The following is an 18,189-nucleotide window of genomic DNA, read 5'->3' on the forward strand; positions in this document are numbered from 1 at the left end:
GTGGAGTTACTCGTAGGCTGTTGCGCCGGCAATGTGGCGTCCAGCGATGTAACCAAAGGTCGCGGCCGGTCCCAGGTTGATGCCGCCTGCCGGGTAGTGGCCGCCCATGATGCTGGCCATGTCGGTACCTACCGCATACAACCCGGCAATGGGCTGGCGTTGCTCATCAAGCACCTGGGCGTGCTCGTTGGTCTTGAGGCCAGCGAAGGTGCCGAAGCAGCCCGGTTCGACTTTAACTGCATAGAAGGGGCCTTTCTCGATCGGCGCGACGCAAGGATTGGGGCCATGCAACGCATCCCCTTGTTTACGGTTGTAGGGTGTAGAGCCACGGCCGAACAACGGGTCTTCGCCGTTGCGCGCATGGCGGTTGTATTGCTCGACGGTCGTACTCAAACCCTGGGGGTCGATACCGCAAGCCTGGGCCAGCGCTTCAAGGGTGTCGCCTTTCTTCAGGTAGCCGGAGCGTACGAAGGGTTCGACCGGCAGTGGGAACGGGCGGGAAATCCCCAGGCCATAACGGCGCTGGAAGGCATGGCTGCAGATCAGCCAGGAGGCCACCTCTTCACCCGGCGCCGCAGCGACCATGGCACTGACATAGTCATAGTAACCGCCGGCTTCGTTGACGAAGCGCTTGCCGTTCGCCAGTACACCGATAATGCCTGGCTTGCCACGTTCGATGATGTGCGGGAAGTGACCGAACGTGCCGTCCTTGTATGGCACCCTGGAGACTGGTGCCCAGGCGACCGGGCTGAGCAGGTCGTCAGCCATCCGGCCGCCGACGCTTTCGCCCAGGCGCAGGCCGTCGCCGTTGGCGCTCAGTGGCGGCAAGGCCAGGTGTTCGTTGCCGGTGGGCGTACGCGGGAACAACGCCTTGCGCCGTTCGATATCGTTGGGGAAGCCGCCTGCCGCCAGCACTACCGCATGACGCGCGCGGATCTTAACGGGGCCGTTGCGTGTTTGCACGACGGCGCCAGCCACCCGGTTGTTTTCGTGAATCAGTTCGCTGGCCGGGGCCGACTCCCAGAGCAGTACGCCGAGGTCTTCGGCAGACTTGGCCAGCCTGGCCACCAGTGCAACACCATTGACCAGGTGCATGGCCCGACCGTTGAGCGCCAGGTCGAGCAGGTGCCGGCTGAAGCGCTTGGTCACGTGGAGCAGCGAGCGCCAGGAACGGGTCAGGGTCAGGAAGGCCGCGAGGTCTTTGCCGGCCATGATCGGCATGCCCATGAACGAGGTTTCGCGCATGGTCTTGCGCAGGCGTTTGAGCAACTTGCCGACTTCGCGAGCATTGTAGGGGGCGGCGATAACCGAACGTCCGCCCGTTCCGGCACCGGGTGTGTCGCCATGAATATCGGCGATAGCGTTGCCATCGGAAAACTGCAGGGCAGTATGGCGTTCGAAGAACGAGACCATGTGAGGCGCGGCCTCCAGAAACGCATCGATCATTACGGGATCGAAGCGCTCGCCCAGTTCGTGCTCAAGGTAGGTACGGGGCAGTGAACGGTCTTCAATGATACCGGCGCGTTGTGCCAGTGGATTGCAGGGCACCCACATCCAACCTCCGGACCAGGCGGTGGCACCGCCGAACACCGGGTCTTTCTCGACCACGATGACCTTTTTACCGTGCCAGGCGGCTGTCACGGCGGTGGATAAACCGGCAGCACCGGAACCGATGACCAGGACATCGCAGTCCACCGTGGTGTGCAAAGAGGTGTCGGCAGGCATTTGAGATCTCGCGTTCAGGGTCGAATAGTTTTGTTTTTGGAACTCAATTCCATATTCTATGGTTGCTGTCCGATATCGCCAAGTGCAAAGCGGGCAAAATGGGCGAAGATCGAACAGTGGTTTGCGCTTTCGCCGACGCTCTTTAGAATCGGCAAAATTTTTAGGGACCGTGACCATGGCCGGTAGTCAGATTGAACGTGCGTTAAGCCTTCTCGAAAGCCTCACCAGCGCCCCGCGCGGCCTGCCAATGCAAACGCTGGCTGAGCAACTGGACATCCCCAAGAGTGCTACCCATCGCATGTTGGCCGAGCTGATACGCCTCGGGTATGTGCGGCAAAACCCGGAAAACAGTCGTTATCTGCTGAGTACCAAGCTGGTCGCTTTGGGCTTTCGTTACCTCTCCAGCGCTGGCGCCGATGTGGTTCAACCCGTCCTTGATCAATTGGCCCAGCAAACGGGTGAGCTGGTGCGTCTTGGAGTGATCGACGGCGAGCGCCAAACCTGGATCGCCAAAGCTCAGGGGGCTCGCTCGGGGTTGCGTTATGACCCCGATATGGGCCGGGATGCGCCATTGTTTTACACCGCTTCCGGGCATGCCTGGCTGGCCAGCCTGAGTGATGCGCAGGCCTTGCTGCTGGTGGAGCGCCAAGGGATTGCCCAGCGGGAGGACTTTGGCCCCAATGCCCCGGCTTCCAATGCCGATTTGCTCGAGCGTCTGCGCATTGCCCGTGAGCATGGTTATGCCTGGGTCGTTGAGAGCTCTGCGGTAGGCACCTCGGCACTGGCGGCAGTGGTGCGTCACCCGCTGGACGGGCATGTGGTCGGGGTGCTCAGCGTCGCCGGGCCCAGTGCCCGTATGAGTGAGGCGCGTATGCATGAACTGGCCCCGGCATTGCTGGCTGCGACGGCAGAGTTGTCGGCAGCCTGCCCTGCTTCGGAGTTGTTCCTCTAGCGTTTCTGCCGCGCCATAGCGAATGGCAGCCCTCAGGGCTGCCATTTTTTTTGCTTGCAAGAAAAGTGGAACTTAGTTCTAAATAAAATGCGAATAACAACAACTCACCACGAGGAGCTCGGGCTTGAATCAGCCATTGCGAATTGCCTTGATCGGGGCAGGGGTCATGGGCCGCCAGCACTATCAGCATTTACGAACACTCGACCAGGCACAGCTGTGCGCGGTGGCCGACCCGAATGAAAGTGCGGCTGAGTTTGCTGCCGAGTGCGGTGTGGCGTACTACGCCGATTACCGGCAGATGCTCGCTCTCGCCCGGCCTGAGGCCGTCATCGTCGCCAACCCGAACGCGCTGCATGTGAGTACGGCACTCGACTGCCTGGCGGCAGGGGTGCCTGTGTTACTGGAGAAACCGGTGGGTGTGCAGGTAGGGGAAGTGCGCGAACTGGTCGCGGCCTCGAAGGCTACCGGGGTGCCGGTTCTGGTTGGGCACCACCGTCGACACAATCCCTTGATTGCTCGCGCCCATGAAGTGATATCGAGTGGCGTTTTAGGGCGTTTGACCACCGTCACTGCACTCTGGCAGTTGCGCAAGCCAGACAGCTACTTCGATATCCCGTGGCGGCGCGAGGCTGGCGCGGGGATGTTGCTGACCAACTTGATCCACGACCTCGACCTGCTGCGTTACTTGTGTGGCGAGGTTCGCCAGGTGCTGGCGATCACCAGCAACGCGGTACGCGGCTTTGGCAATGAGGACTGCGCGGCGGTGTTGCTCCAGTTCGATAACGGCGCGCTGGGCAGCCTGACCGGCTCTGATGCCGTGGCCGCGCCCTGGAGCTGGGAGCTCGACAGTGGCGAGAACCCGGTCTACCCGCGTCAGGCCGATCAGCCCTGCTACCTGTTGGCAGGTACCGCGGGTGCCCTGAGCATTCCTCAGCTCAAGCGCTGGCACTACGCCGAAGCCGGGGAGGGGTGGCATCAACCACTGCTGCAGGTGCAGGAGCCGTTCACTGCCGATGAGGCCCTGCGCCTGCAACTGCTGCACTTTATCCAGGTCGCTCGTGGCCAGGTTCAGCCGCTGGTCAGTGCGGCTGATGCAGGGCGCACGCTGGCCCTGATCGAAGCCATCCGCGAGGCCGCGCGCACTGGTCGCGCCTGCGCCCCTGCCTGTCTTTAAGCCTTGAAGGAGTCATCATGAATCAACGCGTTATGTCGCTGGCGGCCTTGACGGTGCTGGAGTTGTCCCCGGTGCAGATGGTTGAAGTGGCCGCCCGGGCCGGTTACAGCCATGTTGGCTTGCGGCTGGAGCCCGCCACGCCAGAAGAGCACCATTTTCCCTTGGTGCGTGACGCCGAGCTGCGTCGTCAGACCGCTGCACGCCTGCGTGACACCGGTATCAAGGTGCTGGATGTGGAAATCCTGCGGCTCAAACCCGATACCCGTGTCGGGGATTTTGAAGCCTTGCTGAGCGTTGGCGCCGAGTTTGGCGCCACGGAGCTGCTGGTGGCCGGTAACGATCCCGATGAGCAGCGCCAGACCGATAACTTCGCCGCCCTGTGTGACCTTGCCGCTCGCTATGGCTTGCACCCCCATCTGGAATTCATGCCATGGACTGATGCGAAGAACCTTACCCAGGCGCGGCGCATTGTCGAGAACGCTGGGCGCGATAATGGTTGCGTGCTGATTGACGCCTTCCACTTCGATCGCTCGGGGTCGTCACTGGAAGCGCTGCGACAACTGCCGCGTTCACGCATGCGCTATGCCCAGTTGTGTGACGTGGCGGGGCCGCGCCCTGACGATATGGCTGAAATCCTGCGTCAGGCGCGTAACGAGCGGCGCTTTCCGGGCGATGGCGATTGCGATCTGCAAGGATTGTTGCGCTGCTTGCCCAGTGACCTGCCGCTGAGCCTGGAAATTCCTACACGGCAGTTGCTTGAGCAGGGCGTCAGTGCTCTAGAGCGTGCAACGCTGGCGCTGGAAAAGACCCTTCAGGTGTTGAGCCTCCGTTGACCTGCGAGCATTGTTGATGACCCGTCCCGCTGCATTAGGTGATGTCACTCGGCCGTTGAAAGGCATTGTTTTGGTTGTGGTGGCGACGTTTCTGTTCGCCAGTCACGATGCTTTGTCGAAGTACCTCTCAGGGTTTTACCCGATTCTATGGGTCGTGTGGGCTCGCTACCTGGTTCATACCCTGTTGATGATGGCCATTTTCCTGCCGCAGTCGGGGCTGCGCCTGTTGCGCACGCGTCGACCGGCGCTGCAGGCGCTACGGGCGCTGTGTCTGCTGGCGACCAGCCTGCTGTTCACCACGGCACTGCAGTTCATCCCGCTGGCCGAAGCGACTGCGGTGAACTTCCTGGCTCCTTTGCTGGTGACGGCGCTGTCTGTGCCGTTGCTGGGGGAGCAGGTTTCCCGAGGGCAATGGCTGGCCGTTCTGGTCAGTTTTGTCGGGGTGTTGGTGATCGTTCATCCGGGAGGCAATCTGTTTACGCCGGCGGTGTTGTTACCGTTCTGTTCGGCGCTGGGTTTTTGCTTCTATCAATTGCTGACGCGCAAGCTCAGTGAAGTCGACAGCCCTAGCGCCAGTAACTTCTTTACCGGTGTCGTGAACACGTTGGTGATGAGTGCGTTAGTGCCTTTCTTCTGGCACACGCCAACCTGGGAGCATGCTGCGCTGGCCGTGGTGCTTGGCGCGTTCGGAATGATTGCGCACCTGTTCCTGACCCAGGCGTTCAGGCATGCAGCACCGGCCATGCTGGCTCCGTTCAGCTACTGCCAGGTGGTATTTGCGGGCGTATTGGGGTTTGTTCTGTTCGGACACAGCCCGGACAAGGCCGGGCTGGTGGGGATTGCACTGATATGCCTGAGCGGGCTGTGCGCTGCGTGGTTGCAGCGCAAACCCTAGATGCCCTTAGTCAGTGACGGTAGGGATCTTGCGTGGAGCCATGAAGTACATCCACAGCAGGGCGCAGAAGTACATGGCGGGGATCATGGTGAACAGTACGGTGTAGTTGTTTTGGGTGACGGTCAGAACGTAGCCCACCAACTGCGTCATGAACATGCCGCCGATGGCTGCACACATGCCGCCGAAGCCGAACACCGTGCTCATCATGTGCTTCGGTGTGTAGTCCATCACCAGGCTCCAGATGTTGGCCGTCCAGGCCTGGTGTGCGGCGATGGCCAGGGAGATGGCCAGTACCGCGACCCACAGGCTGCTGGCGCCCGCGGCGAAGATCACGCTGACGATGGTGCCGGCGAACAGCAGCATCGAGAGCAACCGCGCCTTGATGGGGGCCATGCCGCGACCAATCAGGAACGAAGACAGGATGCCGCCACCGACACTGCCGAAGTCGGCACTCAGGTAAATCACGATCAACGGGATACCCATTTGGGTCACGTTGATGCCCAGGCTGTACTGCTGATTGAGAAACGGTGGCAGCCAGTACAGATAGAACCAGAACACTGGCGCGGTCAGAGAGTAGGCCAGGGCAAAGGCCCAGGTGCCACGCATGCGCAGGATACGAGAGAACGGCACGCGGGCTTGTTCAGGCTCGGTAGCATTCTGGATGTAGGCCAGTTCGGCTTGGCTGACTGTCGGGTGGTTTTCCGGGTTGAAGTACTTCAGCGCCCAGAATGTCACCCAGACCAGCCCGAGCATGGCCATCGCGATAAATGCAGCCTGCCAACCCCAGACGCTCAGGATCAGTGGCAGTAGCATCGGCGTGAGCATTGCCCCCACGTTGGTGCCGGCATTGAAGATGCCGGTAGCAACGGCGCGTTCGCCAGCCGGGAACCACAGGCGTGTGGTCTTGACGCAGGCCGGGTAGTTGGCCGCCTCGGTCAGGCCGAGGATGAACCGGCAGACCATGAAGCCGACAGCAGAGGTCGCCAGGCCATGTGCGCCTGTCGCGATACTCCAGAGGAGTACGGCGCAGAAGAACACTCGCTTGACGCCGACCCGGTCAATCAGCCGTCCTTGCAGGACGAAACCGATGGCGTAGCCCACCTGGAACCAGAAGTTGATGTTGGCGTAGTCCATCGCTGTCCAGCTCATTTCCTTGGCCAGGATGGGCTGCATGACACCGAGGGCGGCGCGGTCGATGTAGTTCAGTGTGGTGGCGAAGAACACGAGGGCGAGCATGTACCAGCGGGTCTTGCCCACGGCCATGGCGCCACGAATCTTGTCGCCGATACCAGCATGCGGGGTGTTGCCCAGAGGCTGGGCCGAACGGGAGCTTTGTGTGTGGATCATTGTGGGTTACCCGTATTTTTTATGTTTATGGTCAAGCCAGGGTATTGGGTGACGCGCGGCGGTCGCCGAAGTACGCGGCGGTCGATTGATTGGCAGTGGTCGAGAAGCTTTTGGCTTTTTGAGCACGACTGCCCCGTGACGAAATGGTGCGCTACTGCCCGAAAATGGGTCAATTCGTCGAATGCTAATTTGTTCGATAATCGAACACAAAACTAACCAGTTCGTACCTTTTGTGTTGAGCTGCTAAAGTGGGTTGCCAATAATTCGTTCATTGCGCCATGCCTGCCTATCGGAGCCAGAAAATGCAGCGTTCGATTGCCACCGTATCCTTGAGCGGTACCCTGCCGGAAAAACTTGAAGCGATTGCCGCCGCCGGTTTCGATGGCGTCGAAATATTCGAAAATGACCTGCTCTACTACGCCGGCAGCCCTCGCGAGATTCGTCAGCGATGCGCTGATTTGGGGCTCGCGATCACGCTGTTTCAGCCGTTTAGGGACTTTGAAGGGTGCCGCCGCGATCGCCTGGCGCGCAACCTGGACAGGGCCGAGCGCAAGTTCGACCTGATGCAGGAACTGGGCACCGACCTGGTGCTGGTCTGCAGTAACGTTGCCAGTGACTCGTTGGGCGAGCGGCAGATACTGGTCGATGACCTGCGGCTGCTGGCCGAACGTGCGGGTGCCCGTGGCCTGCGTATCGGCTATGAGGCGCTGGCCTGGGGCCGCCACGTCAATACCTGGGAGCAAGTCTGGGATATCGTCAGGGAGGCCGATCATGCCAGCCTGGGGATGATTCTCGACAGTTTCCATACCCTGTCGCTCAAGGGCGACCCACGGGGTATTGCGCAGGTGCCGGGCGAGAAGATTTTCTTCGTGCAGATGGCCGACGCGCCAATCCTGGCCATGGATGTGCTGGAGTGGAGCCGTCATTTCCGCTGCTTCCCAGGGCAAGGTGAATTTGATTTGCCGGGGTTTCTTGCACCGATTCTTTCGACAGGGTATCGCGGCCCGCTGTCGCTGGAAATCTTCAACGATGGTTTCCGCGCGGCCCCGCCACGGGCCAATGCGGCCGATGGCTTGCGTTCGCTGTTGTACCTGGAAGAGAAGACGCGGCTGTTGCTTGAGCAGTCTGGCCCGTTGCCGGATGACAACCTGCTGTTCAAGCCGCCAGCGGCCAGTGCCTACGACGGCATCGAGTTTCTTGAGTTCGCGGTGGATGACGCACTGGGCGCCAAACTCTCGCATTGGCTGGAGCGCCTCGGGTTTACCAAGGCCGGTGAACACCGTTCGAAGAATGTCAGCCTGCTGCGTCAGGGCGATATCAACCTGATCCTCAATGCCGAGCCTTACTCCTTTGCGCACAACTTTTTCGAGAGCCATGGGCCTTCGCTCTGTGCTACGGCTATTCGAGTAAAAGACAGCACGCAAGCGCTGGCAAGGGCGGTGGCGTATCACGGGCAGCCTTACCGCGGCCTGGTAGGCCCCAACGAGCGCGAGTTGGCGGCCGTGCGTGCGCCCGATGGCAGCCTGATCTATCTGGTCGACCAGGATGCCGAAGGGCGGACGATCTACGACACTGATTTCAGCCTGGTGCAGCAACCTGCCACGTCCCTGGGCCTGACCCGTATCGATCACATGGCGCTGGCGCTGCCGGCCGATGGCCTGGACAGTTGGGCGCTGTTTTACAAGAGCCTGCTGGACTTCAGTGCCGATGACGAGGTGGTGCTGCCCGACCCTTACGGCCTGGTCAAGAGCCGTGCGCTGCGCAGCCGTTGCAGTTCGATCCGCTTGCCCTTGAACATTTCGGAGAACCGTAATACCGCGATCTCCCATGCCCTGTCGCATTACCGTGGTTCGGGCGTGCATCACATTGCGTTCGATTGTGATGACATCTTTGCCGCAGTGAAGCAGGCCAAGGAAGCCGGTGTTGCCCTGCTCGACATCCCGCTCAACTATTACGACGATCTGGCCGCACGCTTTGACTTCGATGACGAGTTCCTCAGTGAACTGGCCTATTACAACGTGCTGTACGACCGTGATGCCCAGGGCGGCGAGCTGTTTCACGTGTATACCCAGCCATTTGAAGAGCGTTTCTTCTTCGAAGTGCTGCAACGACGCAACGGATACAGTGGCTACGGTGCGGCCAACGTAGCGGTGCGTTTGGCGGCGATGGCCAAGGCACGCAGCGGCAGCCAGGCACAAGTTAAACTTTAGGGGAACAGGCTTCGACTTCCTTCTCAGGCATGCGGGCCTCATAATCACGATGTTCACAGATGGCCATGAGTCCCGTATGACGACAACCCCAGCACTTTGCGCCGCCCCTACCGAGGCGGTGCGCAGAAGCCGCAAGAACAACCCTGAAAAGACGCGGGAGAGCATTCTTCAGGCGGCAATCTGCGAGTTTGTCCAGCAGGGGCTCGCAGGGGCCAGGGTCGATGCGATTGCCGAGCGCACGCACACCTCGAAGCGCATGATCTACTACTACTTCAGCAGCAAGGAGCAGTTGTACATCGAAGTGCTGGAGAAGCTCTACGGCGACATTCGCAGCACGGAAAGCAGTTTGCACCTGGCGGAGCTGGAGCCGCGTCAGGGCATTCGTCGGTTGGTCGAGTTCACCTTCGATCACCACGACCGCAATGTCGACTTTGTGCGAATCGTCTGTAACGAAAACATGCACCACGGTGACTACGTCAAACGCTCATCGGCCATCAGCTCGATGAACAAGACGGTGCTGATGGCGCTGGATGAGATTCTGCGCCGCGGTGCTGCTCAAGGGCTTTTCCGCCAAGGCCTGGAAGCCCTGGACGTGCATTTGCTGATCAGTTCGTTCTGTTTCTATCGGGTCTCGAACCGACATACGTTCGGTGAGATTTTCCAGGTCGATTTCGAGGACAGCGCAGTGAAGGCGCGCCACCGCGAAATGATTTGCGAGTCGGTGCTGCGCTACCTGCAGGCATGAGCCAGGTGCCGCTGCCGGTTGGCAGCGGCTACACGGATCAGTTCTGAAAACTGCTGAAGTGCTCGATCATCCGCTGGGCATCGGCCGGTACGCCGCTGAACAGCTCAAACGCCTTGACCGCCTGAAACACGGCCATCGTTCCGCCGTTCAGTGTCTGGCAACCCAGCGCTCGAGCTTCGCGAAGTAACTCGGTCTCCAGTGGGAAATACACGATTTCAGCTACCCACAGGTTGCTGCGCAGCAGCGCTTTGGGCACCGGCATGCCGGGTAGTTTGGCCATGCCCATCGGCGTGGTGTTGACCAGGCCGTCGGCCTCTGCCATTGCCGCTTCCAGGTCATGCCCAACACGAGCGGGAGCTCCGGGGAAATGCTGGTTGAGGTTATCCACCAGCGCCTGGGCTCGAACGGCCTCGACATCGAAGATGACCAGTTGCGCAACGCCTTCGCCCAGCAAGGCATGAGCCACTGCGGCGCCAGCGCCGCCAGCACCCATCTGCACCACCAGCCGACGTTGTACACCTGTGAGGCCACGACGAAACCCTTCGGCAAAGCCCAGGCAGTCGGTGTTGTGGCCGATGCGTTTGCCGTCCTTGAGCAGCACGGTGTTGACCGCACCAATGCCCCGTGCCTCTGGCGACAGTTCGTCGAGCAGCGGCAAGATGGCCTGTTTGCACGGGAAGGTGATGTTCAGGCCGGTGAAGCCCATGTGCTCGGCGGCTGTCAGCAGTTCTTCCAGGGCACTGCTGTCGAGCTTCAAGACGTCAAGGTCGATCAGGCGATAGAGGTAGTTAAGACCTTGTGCCGCCCCTTCATGCTCATGCAGTGCAGGGGTGCGTGAAGCCTGGATGCCGGCGCCGATCAGGCCTGCGAGAACGCTGGGTTTACGGTTCATGCCTATTGCTCCTGAGTCGACAGCCATTGAGCGAGATGCTCCAAGGCCAGGCGGTAGCCGTTGATGCCGAAACCGCAGAGCACGGCAAGGGCAATGGACGAGACATAGCTGTGATGGCGGAACGACTCACGGGCATGCACGTTGGAAATGTGTACTTCGATAACCGGAAGCTCCACGGCTACCAAGGCGTCGCGGATGGCGACTGACGTGTGGGTCCAGGCTGCCGGATTGATCACGATGGCCGCATATCGACCACGGGCCTGGTGAATCCAGTCGAGTAGTTCGCCTTCATGGTTGGTTTGGCGAAAATCGACTTCCAGCCCCAGTTGGGCGGCACTGCGGCTGCACAGGGCGGACACATCAGCCAGGGTTTCGCGGCCATAGGTAGCCGGCTCTCGGGTGCCTAACAGGTTGAGGTTGGGACCATTGAGGACCAGGACGGTACGACTCATCGGTGGGCTCCGTTGTTGTTCTTGAGTGAGGAAACGCTGTCTCGAGCAAATTGTACTAACTGGTTAATTTGGTCAATTGGCTAGAGCCGGGTTGGCGCTTTTTCTGTTCGCTGATCGAACAGGGTGTGCTAAACCTGTTGTTTAACAACCTGACCACGGAGGGAAATATGGCGGTGCAGAGGGAAGAGAGGCCGTCACTGGAGGCGACCTGGCCGGGGCTTGCTCACCTCACCCAGTCGATTCTGGCGTCATTGGGGGGGAGGGCGTTCAACAACACCTTCAGGTTGGAGGCGGCTTCGGCAACCTGCCTGTTGTTGATCGACGGTCTGGGGTGGCACTTGCTGCACGAGCATGCGCACCGAGCACCATTTCTAGCTGCGTTGATGCGCCCTGACGGGTGTTTTCGCGTCGGCTTTCCTGCGACTACCGCGACCAGCCTGGCCTCTATCACTTCGGGCCTGGCCAGTGGCGCCCACGGAATCGTGGGTTGCAGTTTTGCCCTTGATGCGCAGACGGCGCTCTCTCCGCTGACCTGGAGCAGTTCGGCGCTGCAGGGGGAGGGCGCATGCAGCCCTGTACCTGCGCCCGACGATTTCATCGTTCCGCGCATGGCCTGGTCAAAGGCGGCAGAGCAGGGGATCGCCATCAGTACATTGATGCTTGGTCGCTACGCCACATCGGACTTTTCCAGAGCGATCTACCGTGCTGGCGAGATTCTTCCGGCAGTGGCATACGAGGCTTATCCGGCATTGGTGCGCAAGGCCCTCGAGGCAGAGCGTCCGGCCTTGTGTTTCGCTTACTTCGGTGACCTGGATTTTGCTGGGCACGTGTATGGGCCGGGCTCCGAGCCGTGGCTCAAACAGCTGGAGATTGCTGACCAATTGGCCCAGTCGATTGCCCTGTACCTGCCCGCGGGTGCCGATCTGAAGGTCATCGCGGACCATGGCATGGTTCGGCTGGACAGCGCACGGGTGGTCGATTTCGATGAGGATGCAACCCTGCAGCAAGGCGTACATGCCGTGGCTGGGGATATACGGGCGCGTCATGTCTACGTGGCGGAGCATCAGCTGGACCGGGTGTTGGCACGCTGGCAAGAGCGCCTCGGCGACGCCTATACGGTGCTGAGCAAGGCCCAGGCAATCAAGCAGAGTCTGTTCGGTGACGTGGTGCTGAGCGGGGCCGAAGCCCGTATTGGCGACCTGATCGTGATACCCCGTGGGCATGGGGGGATCATTCGCAGTCAGGTGGAGAAGCACGCCAGCCAGTGGTTGGGCCACCATGGCGGGCTGGCTGACGAGGATCAATGGGTGCCCTTGTTGCGGTACACCCCCTGACCCTCTTGCCATCAGGATGGCTGTCGATCAACGTCGTACCAACAACACCCCGCTTTCCATGTGGTGGGTGTAGGGGAACTGGTCGAACAATGCACAGCGCTCGATACGGTGTGTGTCGTGCAACTGGGCGATGTTGGCCGCGAGGGTCTCCGGGTTGCAGGAGATGTACAGGATGTTGTCGAAACGTCGTGTCAGCTCACAGGTATCCGGATCCATGCCCGCACGCGGTGGATCGACGAAGACGCTGCCAAACTGGTAGCTCTTCAGGTCGATCCCTTCCAGGCGACGGAAGGGGCGCACATCATTGAGCGCTTCAGTCAGTTCTTCGGCGGACAGGCGCACCAGGCGTACGTTATCCACAGCGTTGTCATCGAGGTTGTGCAGGGCGGCATTGACTGACGTCTTGCTGATCTCGGTGGCCAGTACCTTGCGAACCCGGGTAGCGAGCGGCAAGGTGAAGTTACCGTTGCCGCAGTACAGCTCCAGCAGGTCGTCCTGGCGCTCACCCAGCGCGTCATAGGCCCAGTTCAGCATCTTCTGGTTGACCGTGCCATTGGGTTGGGTGAACGCGCCTTCGGGCTGACGGTAGCGGAAACTGCGTCCAGCCACCTGCAGCTCTTCGACCGCGTAGTCACGGCCGATTACCACACGCTTGCCCTTGGAGCGACCGACGATGCTTGCATTCAGGTCGTTGGCCAACTGCCGAGCTGCAGCCTCCCAGTGCTCGTCCAATGGCCGGTGATAGCACAGGGTAATCATCGCGTCACCGGCCAGGGTGGTGAGGAACTCCACCTGGAACAGTTTGAAGCTCAAGGCCGAGCTGGCTTGCCAGGCGGCTTTGAGCTTGGGCATCAGTTCGTTGATACGCAGGCTGGCGATCGGGAAGTCTTCGATCAGGATCGGCGTGTGCTTTTCGCCAGGGGCGAACATTGCATAGAAGCGCTGCTCGTTTTCACGCCAGAGGCGGAACTCGGCACGCAGGCGATAGTGCTCGCGCGGTGAGTCGAAGACGGCCGGTTCCGGTGCTGCGAAAGGCGCCAGCAGCTCGCGCAGGCGAGCGACCTTGGCGTCCAATTGTTGGCTGTAAGTTGCAGGATCGAGGACAGCACTCATGCGTTGAACCAGCCCAGTTTGATGACGAACAGAATCGACAGAATCACCAGCGCCGAATTGACCTCGCGGCCACGGCCAGAGATCAGCTTGATGACCGTCCAGGAAATGAAACCAAAGGCGATGCCGTTGGCAATCGAGTAGGTCAGCGGCATCGCCAGGGCCGTAATGACCACGGGTGCGGCTTCAGTGATGTCGTCCCAGTTTATTTCGGCCAGGCCCGAGGCCATCAGTACGGCGACGAACAGCAGCGCTGGCGCCGTAGCATAGGCGGGCACGCTGCCGGCCAACGGTGCAAAGAACAGCGCCAGCAGGAACAGCACGGCGACCACGACTGCTGTCAGCCCGGTACGTCCACCGGCGCTGACGCCAGCGGCCGATTCAATGTAGCTGGTGGTGGTCGAGGTACCCAGCAGCGAACCGGCCATGGCTGCAGTACTGTCGGCGATCAGGGCGCGCCCCATCTTCGGCATGTGGCCGTCCTTGCCCATCAGGCCTGCACGTTTGGCAACGCCAATCAGGGTGCCCGAATTGTCGAACAGGTCGACGAACAGGAAGGCAAAGATCACGCTGATCAGGCCAATGTCCAGGGCACCCTTGATATCCAGCTGCAGGAAGGTTGGCGCCAGTGACGGTGGCATCGACATTATCCCGCCGAATTCGCTGAAGCCCAGCGTGATGGATGCCAGGGTGACGGCGAGAATGCCGATCAGCACGGCACCACGCACCTTCAGTGCTTCCAGTGCGACGATCAGGAAGAAACCCAGGGTGGCGAGTATCGGTGCGGGTTGCTTCAGGTCGCCCAGGCCGACCACGGTTGCCTTGTGGGCGACGACGATGCCCGCGTTGTGCAGGGCGATCAGTGCCAGGAACAGGCCGATACCGGCGGCAATGGCCGAGCGCAGCGGCAGCGGGATGCTGTTGACGATCCATTCGCGGATACGAAAAATCGACAGCAGAAAGAACAACACGGCGGAAATGAACACTGCCCCCAGCGCGACTTGCCAGGTGTGGCCCATGTTCAGGACGACGGTGTAGGTAAAGAAGGCGTTCAGGCCCATCCCTGGTGCCAGCGCGATCGGGTAGTTGGCGATCACGCCCATGACGGTCGAGCCGATGGCGGCAGCCAGGCAGGTGGCGACGAAGACCGCGCCTTTGTCCATGCCGGTTTCGCCGAGGATGCTGGGGTTGACGAACAGAATGTAGGCCATCGCCAGGAACGTGGTGACGCCCGCCAGAATTTCGGTGCGCACGTTGGTGTTGTGTGCTTTTAGTTGAAACAGCCTTTCCAGCATGCCTGCTCCCGTGGCGCGCGCTGGCGCCGTGAATGATCGACCCAACTAGCAAAGCACAGACCATACCGGGAGGCTGTGTATTTTCCTTGGGTCGGGAAAAAGCCGCGCATCATACCAGCATGATCGACGAGGAGTAATGCAGATACGCCCATCTTGGGCGCTGGCATGGTATCCGCAGGAAGGCGTAGCGTTGTCTATAAGGGTTTGACCGTGTGCAAGTGATCGCGGCTGGCCAGGCTTGGGAACAGTTTTATCCACAGCCCGGTCACCAGCAGCGTTCCAACACCGCCCATGACCACCGCAGGCACCGTCCCAAACCAGTGCGCTGTCAGCCCCGACTCAAACTCGCCGAGCTGGTTTGAAGCGCCAATGAACAGGCCATTGACGGCGCTGACCCGCCCACGCATTTCATCCGGGGTTTCCAGTTGTACGAACGCTCCGCGAATCACCATGCTGATCATGTCGGCGGCACCCAGTACGGCCAACACCGCCAGTGAGAGCCAGAACGATGTGGACAGGCCGAAGGCGATGGTCGCCACGCCAAATACCCCGACGGCCGTGAACATGATGCGACCAACCTGACGCTCGACCGGAAACCGTGCCAACCACAGCGACATCAGCAAGGCGCCAACGGCGGGGGCGGAGCGCAACAAACCCAGGCCCCAGGGGCCGGTGAGCAGAATGTCCTTGGCGAACACGGGCAACAGCGCGGTGGCGCCGCCCAGCAGTACAGCAAACAGGTCTAATGAGATGGCGCCGAGAATGTCCGGGCGGCTGCGAATGAAGCGGACACCGGCCAGCAGTGACTCCAGGCTGGCGCGACCCTGCGTCAAGGGACTTTGCTGGGCGCTCAGACCAAGGCTCAGGGCACAGGCGATCACGTACAGCAGCACGGTAGGCCCGTACACCCAGACACTGCCGAAGGCGTAGAGAAAACCGCCCAGTGCCGGTGCGACGATGGTTGCCGACTGCATCGCTGAGGCCGATGCCGCCACTGCGCGGGGGAACAACTGTGCGGGCACCACATTTGGCAGCAGCGCCTGGGTTGCCGGCATTTCAAACGAGCGTGCGCTGCCGAGCAGAAAGGCCAGCAGGAAAATCAGCTCGCGGCTGACCGTGCCTGTGCTGCTACCGACCACCAGCGTCAGGGCGATCAGGGCCTGAGCAGCCTGGCAGAAGGCGGCGACACGACGCCGGTCGTAGCGGTCGGCGACATGCCCGGTGTGCAGCATGAACAGCACCCTGGGGGCAAACTCCACCAGACCTACCAGGCCGAGGTCGAGCACGCTGCCGGTCAATTGATAAAGGTGCCAACCGATGGCCACGGTGAGCATTTGAAAGCCGCTGGCAGTGAATACCCGAGCGAACCAGAAAGCCAGGAAGGGGCGGTGTTGACGGAGCAGTAACGGAGCTTGGGCAGACATGAGCGCAAACGGGCCTGAGCAAGGAGAAGGCGGCCAGCGTAGCACTGCATGTAACAAGAGGTTGCAAGAAAGCCCGAGAGTGGGCGGTTAGCGCACCAAACAGTTACCTCGTAAAGGGGGTGAGGCAACCGGTCACGCGGCAATCGACCACATAACCTGCGCAGGCGTTCGGGACTATTCTGTTTTTCATACGTTGATCTGCGTCAATAGTTGCAGATGCAACGAATCGGCCCCGTGGCCGTAAATCCCTACGATTGCTGTTTCCAGAACAACTCCAATGTGTGGCACTCAATAGCCGTGGGGGCAGTTGGCGCAAAGGCATTCGTCGTGCGCCAGATTACCTGACAGAGGAAGCACTATGTTCGGTTTGGAGGCACTCGATCTCGCCCGAATCCAGTTCGCGTTTACCGTCTCGTTCCATATCCTGTTCCCGGCCATCACCATTGGCCTGGCGAGCTACCTGGCGGTGCTCGAAGGCCTGTGGCTCAAGACTAACAACAGCGTTTACCGCGACCTGTATCACTTCTGGTCGAAGATCTTCGCCGTGAACTTCGGTATGGGTGTGGTATCCGGTCTGGTCATGGCGTACCAGTTCGGCACCAACTGGAGCCGTTTCTCCGATTTCGCCGGGGCCGTCACTGGGCCTTTGCTGACCTACGAGGTACTGACCGCCTTCTTCCTTGAGGCCGGTTTCCTTGGCGTCATGCTCTTCGGCTGGAACCGTGTAGGCCGCGGTCTGCACTTTTTCTCCACACTCATGGTCGCGCTTGGCACCTTGGTCTCGACCTTCTGGATCCTTGCCTCGAACAGCTGGATGCAGACCCCACAGGGTTACGAGATCATTGATGGTCGAGTGATTCCGGTGGACTGGCTGGCCGTCATCTTCAACCCGTCCTTCCCTTATCGTCTGGCGCACATGGCGACCGCGGCGTTTGTTTCGACGGCATTCTTTGTCGGTGCTTCGGCGGCCTGGCATCTAATGCGTGGGCGCGACAACCCGGCGATCCGCAAGATGCTATCGATGGCCATGTGGATGGCCTTGATCGTCGCGCCGGTTCAAGCGGTTATCGGCGATTTCCATGGGTTGAACACCCTCAAGCACCAGCCGGTGAAAATCGCTGCCATTGAAGGGCACTGGGAAAACGTCGGGGACGAGCCGACCCCGTTGATTCTGTTCGGCATCCCCGACATGAAAGCCGAGACCACCCATTTCAAACTGGAGATCCCGGCACTGGGCAGCCTGATCCTGACCCACAGCCTGGATAAACAAGTGCCGGCGATGAAGGAGTTCGTCCCTGAAGACCGGCCGAACTCGACTGTGGTCTTCTGGTCGTTCCGGATCATGGTCGGCCTCGGCATGCTGATGATTGCGGTCGGCCTATGGAGTGTCTGGTTGCGCCTGCGTGGCAGCCTCTACAGTTCGCGGCCATTCCTCTACGTTACCCTGTGGATGGGCCCGTCCGGTTTGATCGCAGTACTCGCCGGGTGGTTCACCACTGAAGTCGGTCGTCAGCCGTGGGTGGTCTATGGCCTGATGCGTACCGCCGACGGTGCGTCGAATCATAGTTACACCCAGTTGGGCGTGACGCTGGTGATGTTCGTGGTGGTGTATTTCGCGCTGTTCGGCGCAGGTTTGGGCTACATGATGCGCCTGGTGCGCAAGGGGCCGAAAACTGACGAAGGCAAGGAAGTCAGCACTGGCGGTCCTGGTCAGCAACGCACTCCGGCACGGCCGCTGTCTGCTGCGGGTGACGATAACCACGACGGCGAAAACCTCAGCCTGAACAAGGGGAACTGAATC

Annotated in this window: 15 protein-coding genes; 8 read left to right on the top strand and 7 right to left on the bottom strand. The window is 60.6% G+C overall.

Annotation, left to right across the window (positions count from 1 at the left end):
• Window positions 1-6: 6 nt before the first annotated feature.
• Window positions 7-1,725 carry an FAD-dependent oxidoreductase gene (locus UIA24_RS00085; RefSeq protein ID WP_330521894.1) on the bottom strand — a complete coding sequence of 573 codons (1,719 nt, stop codon included), beginning with the start codon at window positions 1,723-1,725 and terminating at the stop codon, window positions 7-9.
• Between the two features lie 175 nt (window positions 1,726-1,900).
• On the opposite strand from UIA24_RS00085, the gene UIA24_RS00090 reads away from it, so the two are divergent.
• The 4 genes from UIA24_RS00090 to UIA24_RS00105 all read left to right on the top strand — a co-directional run bounded on the left by UIA24_RS00090 (window position 1,901) and on the right by UIA24_RS00105 (window position 5,579).
• Window positions 1,901-2,677, top strand: coding sequence for an IclR family transcriptional regulator (locus UIA24_RS00090; protein ID WP_065759298.1), 777 nt, complete (start codon window positions 1,901-1,903; stop codon window positions 2,675-2,677).
• Between the two features lie 124 nt (window positions 2,678-2,801).
• The gene (locus UIA24_RS00095; protein WP_330521895.1) at window positions 2,802-3,851 is read left to right on the top strand and encodes a Gfo/Idh/MocA family protein; all 1,050 of its coding nucleotides are present in this window, start codon (window positions 2,802-2,804) and stop codon (window positions 3,849-3,851) included.
• Between the two features lie 17 nt (window positions 3,852-3,868).
• Entirely contained in the window at window positions 3,869-4,684 is an 816-nt protein-coding gene (locus UIA24_RS00100) for a sugar phosphate isomerase/epimerase family protein (protein ID WP_330521896.1), read from the top strand.
• A gap of 16 nt (window positions 4,685-4,700) precedes the next feature.
• Window positions 4,701-5,579 (top strand): DMT family transporter, encoded by an 879-nt coding sequence (locus UIA24_RS00105; RefSeq protein ID WP_065759295.1) that lies wholly within the window; start codon window positions 4,701-4,703, stop codon window positions 5,577-5,579.
• Between the two features lie 6 nt (window positions 5,580-5,585).
• Here UIA24_RS00105 and UIA24_RS00110 read toward each other — a convergent pair whose 3' ends face one another.
• A complete protein-coding gene (locus tag UIA24_RS00110) occupies window positions 5,586-6,926 on the bottom strand; it encodes an MFS transporter (RefSeq protein WP_065759294.1) in 1,341 nt (446 codons plus the stop codon).
• A 302-nt stretch (window positions 6,927-7,228) separates the two neighbouring features.
• Between UIA24_RS00110 and quiC the strand changes: the two genes are divergently transcribed.
• Entirely contained in the window at window positions 7,229-9,136 is a 1,908-nt protein-coding gene (quiC, locus tag UIA24_RS00115; RefSeq protein WP_330521898.1) for a 3-dehydroshikimate dehydratase QuiC, read from the top strand.
• Window positions 9,137-9,212: 76 nt separating this feature from the next.
• A complete protein-coding gene (locus UIA24_RS00120) occupies window positions 9,213-9,881 on the top strand; it encodes a TetR/AcrR family transcriptional regulator (protein WP_330521899.1) in 669 nt (222 codons plus the stop codon).
• 37 nt (window positions 9,882-9,918) lie between these two features.
• Here UIA24_RS00120 and UIA24_RS00125 read toward each other — a convergent pair whose 3' ends face one another.
• Both UIA24_RS00125 and aroQ read right to left on the bottom strand, forming a co-directional pair.
• Window positions 9,919-10,773, bottom strand: a complete 855-nt coding sequence (locus UIA24_RS00125; protein WP_330521901.1) for a shikimate dehydrogenase — start codon at window positions 10,771-10,773, stop codon at window positions 9,919-9,921.
• Between the two features lie 2 nt (window positions 10,774-10,775).
• Window positions 10,776-11,225 carry a type II 3-dehydroquinate dehydratase gene (gene aroQ, locus UIA24_RS00130; RefSeq protein ID WP_330521902.1) on the bottom strand — a complete coding sequence of 150 codons (450 nt, stop codon included), beginning with the start codon at window positions 11,223-11,225 and terminating at the stop codon, window positions 10,776-10,778.
• 167 nt (window positions 11,226-11,392) lie between these two features.
• On the opposite strand from aroQ, the gene UIA24_RS00135 reads away from it, so the two are divergent.
• On the top strand, window positions 11,393-12,559 hold the full coding sequence (locus UIA24_RS00135) for an alkaline phosphatase family protein (protein WP_102051821.1): 1,167 nt from the start codon (window positions 11,393-11,395) through the stop codon (window positions 12,557-12,559).
• 27 nt (window positions 12,560-12,586) lie between these two features.
• Here the strand turns inward: UIA24_RS00135 and trmA are convergent, their stop codons facing one another.
• The 3 genes from trmA to UIA24_RS00150 form a co-directional block, all read right to left on the bottom strand.
• Window positions 12,587-13,672, bottom strand: coding sequence for a tRNA (uridine(54)-C5)-methyltransferase TrmA (gene trmA, locus UIA24_RS00140; protein WP_330521903.1), 1,086 nt, complete (start codon window positions 13,670-13,672; stop codon window positions 12,587-12,589).
• Window positions 13,669-14,964 (bottom strand): NCS2 family permease, encoded by a 1,296-nt coding sequence (locus tag UIA24_RS00145; protein WP_330521904.1) that lies wholly within the window; start codon window positions 14,962-14,964, stop codon window positions 13,669-13,671. The genes trmA and UIA24_RS00145 overlap by 4 nt, the downstream gene beginning before the upstream one ends.
• Before the next feature lie 194 nt (window positions 14,965-15,158).
• The gene (locus UIA24_RS00150) at window positions 15,159-16,388 is read right to left on the bottom strand and encodes an MFS transporter (RefSeq protein WP_330521905.1); all 1,230 of its coding nucleotides are present in this window, start codon (window positions 16,386-16,388) and stop codon (window positions 15,159-15,161) included.
• A 358-nt stretch (window positions 16,389-16,746) separates the two neighbouring features.
• Between UIA24_RS00150 and UIA24_RS00155 the strand changes: the two genes are divergently transcribed.
• Window positions 16,747-18,186 (top strand): cytochrome ubiquinol oxidase subunit I, encoded by a 1,440-nt coding sequence (locus UIA24_RS00155; RefSeq protein WP_330521906.1) that lies wholly within the window; start codon window positions 16,747-16,749, stop codon window positions 18,184-18,186.
• The last annotated feature ends 3 nt before the right edge of the window (window positions 18,187-18,189 follow it).

The organism is Pseudomonas sp. AL 58, assembly GCF_036348395.1.
In the GTDB taxonomy this organism is placed as follows: Bacteria; Pseudomonadota; Gammaproteobacteria; order Pseudomonadales; family Pseudomonadaceae; genus Aquipseudomonas; species Aquipseudomonas defluvii.